The organism is Izhakiella capsodis (assembly GCF_900115045.1).
In the GTDB taxonomy this organism is placed as follows: Bacteria; Pseudomonadota; Gammaproteobacteria; order Enterobacterales; family Enterobacteriaceae; genus Izhakiella; species Izhakiella capsodis.
This window is the reverse complement of record NZ_FOVC01000005.1, coordinates 22,458-38,247: the sequence shown is the minus strand read 5'-3', so window position 1 is coordinate 38,247 and position 15,790 is coordinate 22,458. Positions and strand designations below refer to the sequence as shown.

Genomic DNA, 15,790 nt, shown 5'->3' with positions numbered 1-15,790 from the left:
AGAAAAAATTGAGAGTAAAAACACGCTTTAACATGAAAACCGGCAGCTGACGCTACCGGATGCGGAGGAAATCGCCTAGCGCAAACCCAGCTGGAAGATTAGCGCTTCAGCCTGGCAGCTGAAAGTAAAATTAACATCCAGCCACACGCCAGCAGCATCTTCCTCAAAGCGGGATGAAATGATGCAGGGTTCAGATTCAACCGCACGTGCTTTTTCCGTCAGCGCAGCCAGTGACTGCTGTGCCTGCTGCTGATCGGCATAGAGATGTCGCCAAGAGGCGTCGCAATCAGAATTGTCCATTACGGTGCCAACATCTACACAGCAACAGGCAGCGGTTTCATTTGCGCTGCATTGATTCAGAGAGTTTTTCAAATCTGGCTCCTTGGAGTTCCGACAGGTTAAAGGCTTTATCACGGCCTGCAGTTTACTCCTGTATTAACGCACAGACAGTGTTCCTGCGCGTTATCGGCAAAAAAATTGATCTGCCGCATATCCGGTGAATGAATGAAAACCAGAGAGAAAGATTTTGTTAAGATGATCGCCTTTTTAAAACATTCTAGACACATATAGAAAACAATATTGTAACTTCAACACAAGCTGTACTTATACTAGACCCACTGGTCTGATTTGTCAGGGGTAGACCAGCCCCTACAATCCGCGATCAATTGTTACCCGATGTAAAATATATTTAAAATTTAAATAATGAGGTTGTGGCCATGAACCATAAAAACCTGTTTGCAAACTCTGCATTGGCGGCAGCAGTGGCACTTGTTGCAACACATGTTTCAGCTGCGGGCTTTCAGCTCAACGAATTTTCAGCTGTCGGCCTGGGGCGCGCATACTCAGGCGAAGGTGCTATAGGGGATACGGCGGCTTCTGCCAGTCGTAACCCGGCCACCATGGCGTTGATGGATCGCACAATGTTTTCAATTGGCGCCGTTTACGTCGACCCTGGCGTAGATATTACTGGTCGAACGGCTTCAGGTAACAGCCTTGATGCGAAAAACATTGCTCCCAATCAGTGGATCCCCAACGTCCACTATGTTTATCCGATCAACGATCAATGGTGGGTTGGCGCCTCGGCAACCAGCAATTATGGACTCGCGACAGAATACAATGATAGTTACGCTGCTGGTGGCTACGGCGGTAAAACTGACCTGATGACTACGAACCTCAATCTGAGCAGCGCCTATCGCCTCAATCGTCATTTTAGCTTTGGTGTAGGTTTCGATGCGGTATACGCACGAGCTAAAATTGAGCGTTACGCTGGCGAACTGGGTTCACAGCTACCTGCCGTGGGGTTACCTGCGATACCCACAGATACCCAGGTCGGCCGGCTTAAAGGTAATGAATGGGGTTACGGCTGGAACGCCGGTATCCTTTACGAGGTGGATGAAAACAATCGCTTTGGCTTTACATATCGTTCAGAAGTTAAAATCGATTTTAACGGTAATTATAACAGCAGTATCCCAAGTCAGCTCAATCCTGTCGCCGGTCAGTTCGGCCTGCCTTTCGGCACCAGCGGCAGCACAATTCCTGGCTCTCTGACGCTTAATTTACCTGAAATCTGGGAGCTTTCTGGCTACCATAAAGTGGCGCCGAAATGGGCAGTCCACTACAGCATGGCTTACACCAGCTGGAGTCAGTTCCAGGAGCTTAAAGCCACTGGCACGAATGGTCAGACACTGTTTTATAAACAAGAAGATTATCGGGACGTTTATCGTATCGCACTGGGAACCTCTTATTTCTACGATGATAACTGGACCTTCCGCGCTGGTATCGCCTTTGATGACAGCCCGGTGCCTTCTGAGAAGCGCTCCATTTCCATTCCGGATCAGGACCGTTTATGGCTGAGCCTTGGCACCAGCTATGCCTTCAATGAAAACGCGTCTGTCGACCTTGGCATCTCTTACATGCACGGTCAAAAAGTTACCGTCAAAGAGGGTACCGACCTTGCCGCAACCAGAGCCGCCGGCGGCACACCCGTGCCTTATACCTTTAATTCTGATGGCAAGGCCTGGTTGTACGGCGCCGAATTTAACTATAAATTCTGACCGTCCACTGGAAAAAAAGACCACTTCAAGTGGTCTTTTTTTTGCACCAGGCTAATCTCCGGAGTCAATCTCCTTCAGATCGCCCTGAATGGCCGCAGCATTCGGATTGATCTCTGGTTTAAGCTTGCCACCGTTGGCGAGAAAATCGTTATGCTGGAAATAAGCTTCACGTACGAAGATGTAAGGATCTTTTGAATTACGCAAAATGGCATCAGAACCCAGTAGTTCTGCACGGGTTTCAATGCCCTGCAATACCCACTTACCGGCAGTCATCCAGAAAGTTAGCCAACTTAACACAGGGTAGAGATCGTCAACATAATCGCCCCCGTCCTGGCGCAAAGTGAAACTACCGTAAAATGGCAGCTGCACATAAGGCCCATAGCCAACACCGTAGGAACCAAGCGTAGTGCCAAAGCGTACCGCATCCGTTCGCGCCAGCCGTGGATTAGCTTTGTCAGCAACGTCAATAAATCCACCCATGCCGAGCACCGTATTGAGGAAAAAACGGGTAAAGTGAATACCAGCAGCATTAACGTTACCTCTCAGGATACTGTTAACCATGCTGGCGGGTTCACCAAGATTACTGAGAAAATTACTCATACCCGTACGCGCCGGCATCGGCACATAGTCTCGCCACGCGACTGCAACCGGCCGTAAAACATAGGGATCGACCACATTGTAGTTAAAATCAAACATCGTGCGGTTGAAGCCTTCCAGGGGGTCAGAACGCCCCTGGGGTTTATCCGCCGGTTTGGAGCTGGCGCAACCAGCCAGAAGGACGCTGGCCAGCGCCAAACCAGTCAGGCGAAAATTCATAGGGGTCTTCCTGTGCTATTAGTCATTTCTTACTCTCCCGGCTGCTGCTGAGTTATCTTCATCATTAACTTTTGATGACCATCAAAAGACGATATTGCATTAATACCACGCCAGCCTCACGACTTCAGATTAGCGCGACCATCGCGAGAAATGCGGGTGCTAGCCTGTATCTGATGCTAAGCAGAATATCAACGCACTGACATTATTGTCATCAAATGTCAGCGATGAAGGAAATAGTTCAGAAGCAATTTTTACTGCCACAGGGGCAGATGAAACGCCATCTGTTACGGAAATATACAATACTCCGCAAGCCGGTAACATTTTTTTGGCATCTGCGGCCAAAAAATCTTTAAAGACAGCCAATCAGCCTGCTCGTCAGCCTCGGTTCTCAGCGGCTAAATACCACGTTGGATCATACCGATCTGTTTATCATTCTCTGGCAATAAGGTTAACATTTTTTGTCAGGCACCCACGCTAGGATCATACTACTGCAGGCCGTATGTTGTATGGTCCTCACCCCCAATAGCGCAAGGTTACTATCATCCTGACGCAGCCGCTTCCTGCATGCCACTGAGCACTGAAATCAATCCTCTGATAACCGAATTATTGGTGGCGTATTTTCAGCAAACACGTCCGGCCCCATGCCATGATGCCGATCGAAAAGGTAAAGGATGGTGGCTATTTCATGCGAATGAAGCGTTCAGTATCTTGCCGAGATAACAGGCGAAGTCCTCTTCAAGCATGATGGCGACAAGGAAATGGCGTCCCCTGCAAAAAACCGACAAATAGCATAAGGTACTGAATTAGATTGCTATTTAATTTAACGCGAAGATAAAGCCCACAATGTCATTATGATGATTGGCTGATGTTAATCGTTATCTTCAAAACGGCACATTACTTACTTCAAATGCGATGAGAATGTGAGTGACTACGCCCGCCACGGTCACATCATCCAGCGCTTCATCTTGCAAAATTTCGCTGTCATCAATGATAAAGGTTAGCCCGGATAACTTAAAAATTGGTTTATAGATAATATCTTAAGAAGCAGACCTATTGTCAGGCAGTATTCTGAAAGAGATATTTCAAAAATCCAGGATGAAATAGTTGCTATGAAAATGGAACATAGGCGCCTTGTACGCCGCGACGAAAAATTTTGCGTGGATCGCAGAAAGAAAATCCCGCAGTTACAAGTAAAATCCATATCAAAGATTTAGGAAATTTCGAAGCTTCTCGACTTAAGCAAGATAGACTCGTCAAAGAATCATATCCTGAAGATGTCATATAATAGAAGAGTTACAAAACAATGATGTCTTTTATTCACCCATCACATAAACCGTTAGACTGTTCAAAACTTATTTCTTTGCTGACGAGTGATTGGACAAGTTCGACCAAATGGCAGGGTGTAAAACCTCCGCCGCGTTGTAACTTTTTCTCCACCGATCCGGATGATGACCGCCTGTTTGCCATTGAGGCCGTTTATATCAGCCCGGTTGCCCTGGAGGTATGCAAAATGCGGGGGCAGATCCTGCTATAGGTGCAGAATCCCTGATGCAGCGTGACGGAAAATATTGTGTCCACGGGGGACGCGCGCTTATCAGGATTGCCGTGGGTTGGATAAAAGACGGCTTTCACGACCGCTCAGTGAAATCCTTAATGCAGTATGCAGCTGGTCAGCGTACTTAAAATATCGGCCGGAGGTAACGCCTGACGCGCCGGCAGATTAACGGTAAAAAAGGAGAGCAGATGAACTATGACTGGCAAAAAGAAGGCCTGACGGCCGATGAAAAGGCTGGCCTCGTGCTGGCGCAGATGACGGAAGATGAGAAATACGCCTGGCTGTCAGGGCCGATGGCAATCCCGATGGGCGACGAACCGCTGCCGGAAGGCGCGATAGGCTCCGCCGCTTACTACCCGGGTATTCCGCGCCTGGGCATCCCGGCGATGCAACAGACTGACGCCAGCCTCGGCGTCACCGCGCCAGGAAACGTTCGTCCGGGCGATAACGCCACGGCGCTGGCCTCAGGCCTGATGCTGGCATCGACCTTTAGTCCTGAAATGGCTGAACAGACCGGTGAGGTGGTCGGCCGGGAGGCGTTTGCCAAAGGCTTTAAAGTTCAGCTGGCAGGCGGCGCTAACCTTGTCCGCGAACCCCGCGGCGGTCGTAACTTCGAATACCTTTCTGAAGATCCGCTGCTCACCGGCATTATAGCCGGACACTCCGTGCGCGGCATCCAGTCGCAGCATGTGGTTTCAACCGTCAAGCATTTTGCCATCAACCCACAGGAAACCGGACGGGTCGTCGCCAGCTCCGATTTGAGCGAAGCGGCTATGCGTCAGTCGGACCTGCTGGCGTTTGAGCTGGCCATCGAGACGGGGAAACCCGGCTCGGTGATGCCCGGCTATAACCTGGTCAACGGCGACTGGGCATCTGAAAACGCGCATCTGCTTAATGATATCCTCAAGGGTGACTGGCGGTATCCGGGCTGGGCGATGTCAGACTGGGGCGCCACGCATTCCTCCGAAAAAGCCGCACTCGCCGGGCTGGACGTGCAGTCCGGTGCCAACCTCGACGAAAATGTCTGGTTTGGCGAGCCACTGAGGAAAGCCGTGGTCGAGGGGCGTGTGCCACAGAGCCGCATTGACGACATGGTACGCCGCATCCTGCGCAGCCTGTTTGCCGTTGGCGCCGTTGAAAATGTCGCCCGCCCCCATGGCGATATCGATTACATGGCACATCGCCAGATCGCTCAACGTGAGGCTGAGCAGGGGATTGTTCTGCTTAAAAATGCCGGAGATACGCTGCCGCTGGCGCGCGGTGCCGGGAGACTGCTGGTCGTGGGCGCGCATGCCGATCACGGCGTGCTGGCAGGCGGCGGTTCGTCGTGCGTAACGCCGGTGGACAGCCTGCGCCTGCCGGGCGTGAACTTCATGGGCATACAGACAGACAAGGTCTACCAGCCGTCATCGCCACTTCACGCTATACGCGCAGAATCGGGCGCGGCGGAGGTTAACTATCTCAGCGGCGATAATCTGGCTGAAGCCGTCAGCGCCGCACGCCGGGCGGATGCGGTTATTGTCTTTGCGGACGAATGGCGGTCCGAAGCGCTGGACGCACAGGGGCTAAGTCTCAGCGACGCCCAGAATACGCTGATCACAACGCTGGCAGCGACGCATCCCAAAACCATTGTGGTACTGGAAACCGGCGGTCCGGTGACGATGCCGTGGCTTGAGGCGGTGCCGGCGGTATTGGAAGCCTGGTATCCCGGCTCCGGCGGCGGCGAGGCGATTGCCGGCGTGCTGTTTGGCCGGGTTAATCCATCAGGTCGTCTGCCTGTTACTTTTCCGTCCTCTGAGGAGCAGTTGCCGCACCCGGCGCAGATCGATCCGGCCAGCACCACTTCCCTGCCGGGCACGCCCGTTAAGGGCGGCATCATCCACATAGACTATAATGTTGAAGGCTCCGATGTTGGCTATCGCTGGCACGCCCGCATGCAACAGACGCCGCTGTTTTCATTTGGCCATGGGCTGAGCTACACCACCTTTGAGTATGACGCTCTGAAAGTCACCTCCGACGGGAAGAATATTATAGCCTCGTTCAGGGTCACTAACTGTGGACGTCGCGCCGGTGCAGACGTGCCGCTGCTGTTTGTTGAGCCAGACGATCGCCACTTTGTTCTGCGCCTTGCTGCATTTAAACGTGTGTATCTTAAGCCGGGTGAAAGTTGTGAGGTCGAGCTGCAGCTGGAGCCGCGCGTGGTAGCGAGCTGGGATGAGAAAGTGGCTGCCTGGGTCACCCGGGCTGGTCAGTACAAGGTGCTTCTCTGTAAAACGGCTGATGACGTCGTACTCCATGCAGGAACTGCACTGACAGCCTCTGAGAAATATTACTGATCGCACTCCGGGCAGATGAACGTCTGCCCGCTTTTGATGAGAAGATTCTGCCCTCCCCCATTATTTGGATTATAAGTCGATATATTCAATAAAAGTCAGTAGGTTATAAGTTTTTTTGAATCCGTGTAGATTTGCACGGTTTTTATTCCGTCAATCAGCCTGAAAGGGGATTTATTTCGGCTGGTGGCTTAAACGGGCAGCGTCACGCCACCGCATCGTCCGAGTCGAGCTCAATATGAATCCGGTCATAGGGTAGTGCAATCTTCTCGCCGTCCTTGTCCAGTACTCCCCCGTTCAGCAAAGACTGAACATCGTTATACACGCCGCGAAAATCACGATTTGCGCGATAGCTCGCGGATAGACACGGCCTGCTCTCCTTCCATTACTTCGATGATCTGCCAGCGGTCATGGGCAAGCATAGTTTTGCCAGTGGTTCTACTGTGGAAAATATCAACTCTGAGCCGACGAAATCGCCGTTCATGGCGCGCGAGGCGTCCAACATTGCCGGCCGGAAAGCATCATCAACGATCATTACCCTACCGGTCAGCACTCGCATGGTGTTATCTCCTCAACAGGTTAATATTTGTCTGAAAACTGGCAATCAGGTTTTCAATTTTGCCGCGCTCGTTGTCTTACCTCATGGCGCGCGCACCATCCACAATGCAGGCCAGGCTGTATCTGTACTGATGTGCGCTCCCTGAGATAGCCGTATCTACTTCCAGAATGCGGATTGAAGCAAAAGCGTTATCAGCTATCAGGATTCGGCGGCTCATCAACCTAACAGCAGGCATGGGCTTATCTCCTTATTGATGTGAATAAATACATCATTAAAGCAAGGAAAAATCATTAAAATCATTAAAATCATTAAAATCATATAATTAATGATTTATGCAAAGCGCGGGATACCGGGCAGGGTGAAACAACTACCTAAAGAGTTGCTTCAGTGCCTGTTTCACTTAATATTATGATTTATCTATAAATATAAGTTAGTGAAACATATGAAACAGGTAAAATAAAGCTTATGTATGCGCGCGTAGAATCTCATTTCCTTTTTGCTCTTGATACCATGTTATATCCCAGCCCGACATCATGATCGAAGTCATACGGTGTAACATGCGCCTGCCTGTTGGCGTCCAGATAATCAGCCCATTTTTGCATCATTACGCGTCTTTCCTCCAGGTATTCAGCGGTATGTACATATGGCGCTCTCACATCATTCCTTTCCTGGTGGCTCATCTCCATTTCGCCAGTCTTACGTGACCACAGTCCCGAATCTGCCGTAGCGCTGCACGCCATCGTTCGGAATCCATGCCCGCAGACTTCTGTTGTAGTGTCATACACCCTCGTTCTCAGTGACTTAATGACAATATTTTCGCTCACAATCTGTTGCGGATTGTGGCCACCGGGAAACAGTCTGCTGGTATCACCGCTGTACTCTTTGAGTTCTTTCAGTAGCATCACTGCCTGTTTGCTTAAAGGGGTCACATGCGGAGTTTCCATTTTCATCTCGCGCCAGGAATAGCGCACACCTTCGATTTCTGGCCGTTTAGGTGGCACATGCCAGACAGCCCGCTCAAAGTCAAACTCCTCCCACCAGGCAAAACGCAGTTCACTGGAACGTAGAAACGTAAGCAAGGTCAGCTCCACCGCAAAGCAGGTTACAGGGCTGTCACTGTAAATGCTTATCCGGGAAAGAAGTTCTTCAAAACGGGCATGAGAAAGTGCGGGGGCGGTGTTCTGTTTTTGCTGATCCCAAAGCACCCGCTATATCCAGCGCGGGGTTAATATCAATAATACCGTTCTGCGCGGCATAGCGCATGACAGAGGTAACGCGTTGTCTCAGACGCTTTGCAACATCATGCTTATTCACGGAATCAGCACTGTTTACGGTGGCTAAAAGCTGGCGCTTTTAAGCTGTCGTATGTCATCACCGCCAATATGTTGGAAAACATAATGCTCCAGTGAGCTAAATACGGCTCGTGCATGTGTTGGGATTTACTTTTTCAGGCATCCGCGATACCACTGGCGGGTAAAGTTTCAAAACTATATGCCCCCTCTGCTTCAGCCTGTGACTCTTTTTGTTCCACTTTGGGGTCGAGCCCTTTAGCCAGTAGGCGTTTGGCGTCATCGCGTTTGGCTCTGGCATCAGCCAGGGAAACAGCAGGCCAGACACTAAAGGCTAATCTGTCCTCCTTTTTATCAGAAGGACGGCGGTACTTCATGCGCCAGTATTTAGAGCCTCGCGGGATAATTTCCAGATATAACCCCATGCCATCAGAGAGTTTACAGGCTTTGTATTCAGGCTATGCAGTCTTTGCCTGCCGTGCTGTTAGTTTCATATAAAGGGGCATTTTTAATATCGAACCTGGGGTACCCCCGATTATGCCCCCTCGCATGTATGGATTGCGGTGGACGTTAAAGCATTTACAGTCACAGCGAAGCCGCTAACTCGAAGGATTTTTAAGGGTTTTGTGGACTTTGCTGGAAGTGAAAATACCTTCGAATGGCGCCCCCTGCAAAAACCGCAAAATATCCTAATGCACTGAAATAAATGATATGTTTTTTAATCTAAAATATAATGCCCGCAATAATGCCCACAATGTAATTTTAATGATTGGTTGACGCTGATAGTTATCTTCAAAACGGAACATCACTAACTTCAAGCGCGATGATGATGTGAGTGACTACGCCCACCACGATCACATCATCCAGCACTTCACCTTGCAAAATTTCGCCGTCGTCAATGATAAATGTTCGCCCGGACAATCTAGCAAATCGTTCACTCTCACCGCATGAAATTAATGCTATGTCGCCCTGACCCGGCATTCTGTGTTTCTCGACAAGCGCGTATCCGGCACTTGTTCTCACTATCAGCGTGTTGGCATTAACGCCGCACAGAATTTCAGGCGTTAAACGCTGCTCAACGTAGTCCTGCGCTGGAGATGGAAAGCCCAATCAGAACCCCCCGTTATTCGGATTATAGAGCCTGAACGTCCGGCGCTCACCTTCTTCAGTTGAGATATCGCGGAACGAGTGCTGATAGTTTTCAATCCAGCAGTTCGCCTCAGCAAGCGTGAACTCGTGATTGTACTTTGACAGTGCAGCTACGAAGTCAACTGTAGCGACTGTGCGCCTGCCGTTGGCAGCTATTTTAATGCTGTCTCTGAATGCTATATGTATTTCGTAGCGGCGTGGCACGGTTAGCCTTCCTGATAAATATACTGTATATGCATACAGTATATTTATCGATAGAAGTGATCAAGTGGGAGATGGAGAAAATTTGGGAAAGGATCGTTGGGTAAAGAAATTTAGTAGGAGATTACCTATTCAACAACAGGTTATAATTATTTTTCACACAGTGCGCAATCTACGTTAGATGGATGCGAAAAATATTCAGGGAAATAGTGCGTTAGGCACCACCTAAAAAGGGTTATTTATCAGATGGATAACTTGAGTTTAGTACTGTCTGGGCAACAGATAGAATTGGAGCTTTATCCAATAAAAGAGGCTGATATTGATGGCGTTCAGATGGGCGTTATGAATGATGGCTCTCCATTTTTAACTCTTCGCGGACTTGCTAGGCTGTGCGGCATTGACCATGCGCCTTTACTTCGTTTCACATCTAACTGGCACGAGGAGCGTACAAAACCGCGAGGAATGTTCGTCGATTCTTTGTTAAAGAAGCAAGGTTTAAACTTACAAAAGTTGTTCACAAAGACGGTTATACAAGGGACAGAAGCAAATGCTTTCCCTGACACTGTCTGCATGGCAATTCTAGAATATTACGCATTTGAGGCTAATCAGGCTGGAAGAGAGATAGCTATTGATAACTTCCGTAAGCTTGCAGGTTCACAATTAAGAAGATTTATTTTTTTAAGTGTAGGCATTGACCCCGAGAACCCTCGACGCGGGGCTATGGAGTGTTTCCATGAGCGCCTACTTATGAATGACCAAGTCCCATTTGGTTACTTTTCAGTGTTTAGAGAGATGGCTGATCTAGCTCTGAAGATGGTAAGAAATAACTTTAATTTCGGACCAAGTGCTATTCCAGACATTAGTGTTGGCAAGGTCTGGTCCACATACTGGGACAGAAATGGCCTCGATGAAAAATACGGTCGTCGCACTAAGTATCACCACGTTTACCCTGATTGGTTCCCTCAGCATAGAGCAGGTCCAGTCGATGCATGGATTTATCCAGATGACGCGCTAGGGGAGTTTCGTCGTTGGATGCAAACAGAGTACATAGAAAATAGGCTTGGCGCATATTTAGTTAAGAAATCGGCAGACGGTGACCTGCCAAGAATTGATGCTGAGAAAATTGTTCTTTCAGTACGCAAACCTGAATTACCAAAGCCTCACTGACACCTAACCCCGTCCACCGCGCCGGGGTTACCCCATTTGACACACTGCACTGACTGTCGCATACTCTGATTAGGTGCTCAAAACACCATGACATAGCGGATACCGCGCCCGACAGTCTTGCGGTTTTTTTACGTCCATAGATTATGGTCGGGCGTGCGGCTAATACAATACCAGTAATGGAAATATGCCCGCCGTCTATGTCCGGTTTTGAGCGCCCGACCGCCCTCTCAAAAGGGGTATAAGTAATCGACATAGGACGCTAAAATGAACACTCATCTCGTCATCTCAAAAATTTCCATACACCATGATACTGAAGGTCGCTATTCTCTAAATGACTTGCACAAAGCGGCCGGTAATGAACGCCGCCATGCCCCACACGAATGGGTGCGCATTGACCAGACAAAAGAAACTATTGAGATTTTAAATACGGAAAATCCCGTATTTAATCCGATAGTCTCAAAAAAAGGTCGCAACGGCGGAACCTATGTTTGTAAGGAACTCGTATATGTCTATGCGATGTGGATCAGTCCATCATTTTCACTCGAGGTTATACGTGCGTATGATGCACTCATGTCATCCCGCAACGATAAGAAAACCACAGTAGACGAACGTACCCCACTCCGTGACGCAATCAATATGCTGGTAAGCAAAAAGCACCTTCTCTATCCAGAAGCCTATGCATTGATCCATCAGCGCTTCAGCGTTGAGCATATCGACGAGCTTTCTTCTGAAGATTTGCCAATTGCTATCGAGTACGTCCACAGACTGGCGTTGGAAGGTGAGTTACTCCCCAAGCAGACAGGCACCCTTCCAGCATTGTCAATCCCCGTCAGAGGCGTAATAGCGATGCATTTTGACGGCTCCGAGATTGTGCGCACTGAGTTTGTGCCAGAGGGTGCTACTGTCGCCACGTTAGACCAGTTTGCAAGCCTGGTAAGGCACAGAGGCGGCATAGTACTTTGGGATGAAATGGAGCAAAGAGCGTTCGTCAGAGAGCGGGCAATGTTGCGCCTCTGACTCCCCCGCCTTGAGCGTTAAGCATTAAAAACCCGGCACAATGGCCGGGTTAGTCATTCGTTATGACTCGAATATAATGCGATGACGTGACAAGAGCCTGAAGCGGATTAACTCTCATCGCACATAACAAGCGGGAGTCATATTCACGCGACCAATGGCAGAGCCAGTTTTCAAGGTCTTCTGCCGCATATTCCTTACGTGCCAAACCTTCTGAGATGATAACAACCTCATCACCTGGAGCTGTGAGTTCATAGCCGTTGAGCAGCAAAAACACATAGCCCGCCATAAAAGCGGTTCGTTTGTTTGCATTGGCAAATGGATGGTTCTGGATTAGACTTTCGATCAATGCAGCAGACAGGCGAAACATGTCATCTGTCTGCTCATAGTACCTAACTGTGCCTGGCCTGGATTGCGATGAGCTTAGATTATTGGGATTCAGTACTGCTATCGGCTCATTTGGGGTTTGTGTTTCTATCAAGACCTTGTTAATGAAAACAATATCCTCAATAGAAAGATAGTTAACCCCTTCGGCGTACTCTGCCATCCGTTACTCAGACCTTAGAAAGAGCTTCCATCGCCTTCTCATAACGCGCAAAACCAAATTCGAGTGCATTATTCACCTGATCGGTATGCGAACATGATTTGCTGATCGCTGCTTTTGGTTTCGCCACCGTGGATTTGTCACGAGGCGGAATGTACAAACGATCAGCCTTCTCTAATGCGTGACCCATGGTTGGTTCCCCTTGTTACACTTACGCAGTGCTGGTTGGTATATAGCTTAAGCTATTGGTGTCAGTCTAATACCATAAGTGTTATCGGTCAACATCATGTTGTCTCATACCTGCTCATATCTATACATCGCAGATAGGCTTTTCTGTCTGAAGGTTGCGAGGATGCCAAGCAATGCGCCTCCCCACCCCCCCCAACAACCATCACAAAATCTTAACTGTTTAGTGAAAAGTTGGGGCGGGTGTGGGATGATTGCCATTTGGGCGCACATGTAATTACAGCGAGAGAGTTAGATAAAATGGGGTTCTATCGATTATTTCTTGCAGTTTTAGTTTTGTTTTCGCACTGCGCCATAAAATTTCCGTCATATAACCAGGGTGTAACGGCTGTAATTTCTTTCTTGATAATTAGCGGTTACGTAATAACAAAATTAATTTCATATAAATTCCCCAAAAAATCTGACTTAAAGAGCTTTTATATTGATAGAGCACTGAGACTGTTTCCTCAGTTTATTTTTTATTTGATAATCACTTCATTTTTATACTTATTCTTTGACGGCTCAGGAGAGATAAGTATTTCACAATTCCTTGTGAATTTAATAATGCTACCACTAAATACTTTTGCAGTCTATTTCAATAATTATATCATAGTTCCTCAATCCTGGTCATTAGGACTTGAACTACAATTCTATTTATTAATTCCATTTATTCTATCAGGCCGCAGAAAAGTAATGTGGGCAATCTTATCTTTCGCTCTTTTTGTGCCAGCGTTCGCGGGTTTGATAAACACGGACTACTTCGGCTACAGAATGCTCACAGGGACGTTATTCATTTTTCTGCTCGGAAGTATGATGGCGGAGGGTGAGAAAAAGTCATTATGGGCATTCTATATCGTCTCGTGCGTAATGTTATTATTTTCCCTGACAGTCAAGAATCTTTCCCATGAATTTAATAAAGAAGTGTTATCTGGCATTGTCATTGGCGTCCCAGTCGTAGGGTTGATTTTTAAAATAAACTTAAAAAGTAAAATCGATACGCTAGCCGGTGATTTAAGTTATGGCGTATATCTCAATCACCTGATGTTTTTCTATATATTTAATAAAATGGGATTTAGTGTACTATCAACTAGCGGTGCATTAATAATATTAGGGTCATCCCTGACCATGTCATACATTTCACTAAGGCTTATTGAGCAGCCATTTTATAGAATGAGACACAGAAAAATCAGAAAAGATTTGCCGGAACGTCAGGCATCTAAATGATCATCAACTGCGGGGTTTTTGAATTTATTGCTTGACTCATCGTAAGCGAACCCGACGCCGACATCCCGGCCAGTTACATCAACTGTCGAAGTATTATCTGGCTTTTCCCAGCCATTGCTTTCATCGTTAATTAAAACGGTATCAATAACCAATCCATTTTTAATTATCGCTAATATTTTCATATCACCACTCCACTATCATCAGTCCGGGCGCACCGTCGCCCGCAGAATATGAAAAAAGTGCGTCGGTAGCTCCGTAGGCTCCACCGCTACCCCCACCTCCCGCCCCAAACCCAAATGCGGGCTGCCCCTGGTAATCCTTACCTTCGGGGTTTGATTTTACTGCTCGGGATGCGCCTCCGCCTCCGCCGAATGTAGAGCTTGCTCCTGGTCCGCCGTTGCCAGCATAGTTACCATCCGATCCAGATGACCCGGCCGGATACCCCTCGCCACCATCACCTCCGGCACCGCCGCCGCCAACATAGTCGTTATCCACGACGCCCCCCGCGCCCCCCCCCGAACCGCCCAGGAGGGTGACTAATCCGGTGACAGACGTATTTCCGCCGTTATTCCCGTTATACCCCCCGCCCGCAGTTGAGGCTTGAGCACCGTTCCCTGCTGCCCCGATTGAAATCGTCAGCACTTGCCCGGGCGTTACAGTAAATGCTTGCTTAATGATTGACTGGCCGGCCCCGCCACCCCCGCCACCGCCACCGCCAACTAAAGATGATTTACCGCCGCTGTTTGTCGCGCCGGATGCGCCGCCCCCGCCTGCCGCACAACCTGACAAATAAATAGTTGTCACCCCGGTTGGAACTGTGAAAGAACCGCTGGCTGTAAACTTTTGCTGCCTGTTCACAGCATTCGCCAGCGCATCTTTCACCGCTTTAGGCGTAGCGGCCACGTTCTCCGCGTCGCTATTAGTTGCGCTACTGAGTTGCGTAATACCCGCGTTAGTCAGCGATGCAACCGGGAGAACAGCAGTAATATTTTTCCCATCACAGTAGAGATTATTGCGCCCGGAAGACATAACAAGTCCGGTACCCGTAGAGGTTTTGATGGAAACAGTGAAATTACCCTGACAATTGTTAGTAACGTTAAAGCTACGCTGCCATGCAGGAACAATAAGCGTGATATTTCCTGTCAGAGTTCCACTCAGCGCTATCTCATTCTTCGATGCTTGTAATGTTGAGAGTGTGACAGTTCCTGTCGTCAGTCCTGTTACAGATGACGTTCCGTAATTGTTGACCGGTACCCAGCCCGTCAAAGTAGAGTCTTTAACTTCGGGATTGTTTGTATTGCCGTCTAAAGTATTCAGCCAGAAGCCGTCGCTTGTAGAATTAGGAAGCTTCACGCCAGCCGGATAGCCGCTTATTGCAGCAGCGAAATCAGCGTCAAAAGGATAGCCACCGCCTGCATTCTGCCATCTTAATCCGGCGTAAAGCTCGTTAAAGGCCTGGTTAAAATCCCGCCCGTCAGGTGGCAACCCGCCAGCCGCTTTGATAACCATCGTAACGGGTGGAAAGCCAGCATCATATGACGCCTGATTGCTGCCTGTCGGCGTCTTGTCGGTTAAATCCCGACGCGAGCCGTTTGCTGCAAACGGAACCGGTTTACGTGCGGGTAGGTCTGTTTTTTTCATGTAAAGCTCCGATAAAAAA

Annotated in this window: 14 protein-coding genes and 1 pseudogene; 6 read left to right on the top strand and 9 right to left on the bottom strand. The window is 48.7% G+C overall.

Features of this window, described 5'->3' with window-relative positions; all coding sequences use genetic code 11:
* Nucleotides 1-75: 75 nt before the first annotated feature.
* A complete protein-coding gene (locus BM191_RS09040) occupies nucleotides 76-372 on the bottom strand; it encodes a YfcZ/YiiS family protein (protein ID WP_092877360.1) in 297 nt (98 codons plus the stop codon).
* A 344-nt stretch (nucleotides 373-716) separates the two neighbouring features.
* Here BM191_RS09040 and fadL point away from each other — a divergent pair, with 344 nt between their 5' ends.
* On the top strand, nucleotides 717-2,054 hold the full coding sequence (gene fadL / locus BM191_RS09035) for a long-chain fatty acid transporter FadL (protein WP_092877358.1): 1,338 nt from the start codon (nucleotides 717-719) through the stop codon (nucleotides 2,052-2,054).
* A gap of 51 nt (nucleotides 2,055-2,105) precedes the next feature.
* Here fadL and mlaA read toward each other — a convergent pair whose 3' ends face one another.
* Nucleotides 2,106-2,870 carry a phospholipid-binding lipoprotein MlaA gene (gene mlaA / locus BM191_RS09030; protein ID WP_092877356.1) on the bottom strand — a complete coding sequence of 255 codons (765 nt, stop codon included), beginning with the start codon at nucleotides 2,868-2,870 and terminating at the stop codon, nucleotides 2,106-2,108.
* Nucleotides 2,871-3,029: 159 nt separating this feature from the next.
* Nucleotides 3,030-3,233, bottom strand: coding sequence for a hypothetical protein (locus BM191_RS09025; RefSeq protein ID WP_092877354.1), 204 nt, complete (start codon nucleotides 3,231-3,233; stop codon nucleotides 3,030-3,032).
* A gap of 1,380 nt (nucleotides 3,234-4,613) precedes the next feature.
* Between BM191_RS09025 and BM191_RS09015 the strand changes: the two genes are divergently transcribed.
* Together BM191_RS09015 and BM191_RS09010 are read left to right on the top strand one after the other, a co-directional pair.
* Nucleotides 4,614-6,761, top strand: a complete 2,148-nt coding sequence (locus tag BM191_RS09015; protein ID WP_092877350.1) for a beta-glucosidase family protein — start codon at nucleotides 4,614-4,616, stop codon at nucleotides 6,759-6,761.
* Nucleotides 6,762-7,168: 407 nt separating this feature from the next.
* On the top strand, nucleotides 7,169-7,462 hold the full coding sequence (locus tag BM191_RS09010; RefSeq protein WP_092877348.1) for a hypothetical protein: 294 nt from the start codon (nucleotides 7,169-7,171) through the stop codon (nucleotides 7,460-7,462).
* A gap of 340 nt (nucleotides 7,463-7,802) precedes the next feature.
* On the opposite strand, the pseudogene BM191_RS09005 reads toward BM191_RS09010, so the two are convergent.
* Both BM191_RS09005 and BM191_RS09000 read right to left on the bottom strand, forming a co-directional pair.
* Nucleotides 7,803-9,100: pseudogene (locus tag BM191_RS09005) on the bottom strand (tyrosine-type recombinase/integrase).
* A gap of 298 nt (nucleotides 9,101-9,398) precedes the next feature.
* On the bottom strand, nucleotides 9,399-9,716 hold the full coding sequence (locus tag BM191_RS09000; RefSeq protein ID WP_092877346.1) for a LexA family transcriptional regulator: 318 nt from the start codon (nucleotides 9,714-9,716) through the stop codon (nucleotides 9,399-9,401).
* Nucleotides 9,717-10,202: 486 nt separating this feature from the next.
* On the opposite strand from BM191_RS09000, the gene BM191_RS08990 reads away from it, so the two are divergent.
* Both BM191_RS08990 and BM191_RS08985 read left to right on the top strand, forming a co-directional pair.
* Nucleotides 10,203-11,123 carry a hypothetical protein gene (locus BM191_RS08990; protein ID WP_177203320.1) on the top strand — a complete coding sequence of 307 codons (921 nt, stop codon included), beginning with the start codon at nucleotides 10,203-10,205 and terminating at the stop codon, nucleotides 11,121-11,123.
* 264 nt (nucleotides 11,124-11,387) lie between these two features.
* Nucleotides 11,388-12,140 (top strand): KilA-N domain-containing protein, encoded by a 753-nt coding sequence (locus BM191_RS08985; RefSeq protein ID WP_092877342.1) that lies wholly within the window; start codon nucleotides 11,388-11,390, stop codon nucleotides 12,138-12,140.
* Nucleotides 12,141-12,189: 49 nt separating this feature from the next.
* Here BM191_RS08985 and BM191_RS08980 read toward each other — a convergent pair whose 3' ends face one another.
* Together BM191_RS08980 and BM191_RS08975 are read right to left on the bottom strand one after the other, a co-directional pair.
* A complete protein-coding gene (locus tag BM191_RS08980; RefSeq protein ID WP_092877340.1) occupies nucleotides 12,190-12,684 on the bottom strand; it encodes a type II toxin-antitoxin system death-on-curing family toxin in 495 nt (164 codons plus the stop codon).
* 7 nt (nucleotides 12,685-12,691) lie between these two features.
* The gene (locus tag BM191_RS08975) at nucleotides 12,692-12,871 is read right to left on the bottom strand and encodes a hypothetical protein (RefSeq protein WP_092877338.1); all 180 of its coding nucleotides are present in this window, start codon (nucleotides 12,869-12,871) and stop codon (nucleotides 12,692-12,694) included.
* 257 nt (nucleotides 12,872-13,128) lie between these two features.
* Here BM191_RS08975 and BM191_RS08970 point away from each other — a divergent pair, with 257 nt between their 5' ends.
* Entirely contained in the window at nucleotides 13,129-14,130 is a 1,002-nt protein-coding gene (locus tag BM191_RS08970) for an acyltransferase family protein (protein ID WP_143088812.1), read from the top strand.
* On the opposite strand, the gene BM191_RS08965 is transcribed toward BM191_RS08970, so the two are convergent.
* Together BM191_RS08965 and BM191_RS17390 are read right to left on the bottom strand one after the other, a co-directional pair.
* Nucleotides 14,115-14,312 (bottom strand): hypothetical protein, encoded by a 198-nt coding sequence (locus tag BM191_RS08965; protein WP_092877334.1) that lies wholly within the window; start codon nucleotides 14,310-14,312, stop codon nucleotides 14,115-14,117. The two genes, BM191_RS08970 and BM191_RS08965, sit on opposite strands and share 16 nt — an antisense overlap.
* A 1-nt stretch (nucleotide 14,313) precedes the next feature.
* Entirely contained in the window at nucleotides 14,314-15,771 is a 1,458-nt protein-coding gene (locus BM191_RS17390) for a phage tail protein (protein ID WP_092877332.1), read from the bottom strand.
* Between the last annotated feature and the right edge of the window lie 19 nt (nucleotides 15,772-15,790).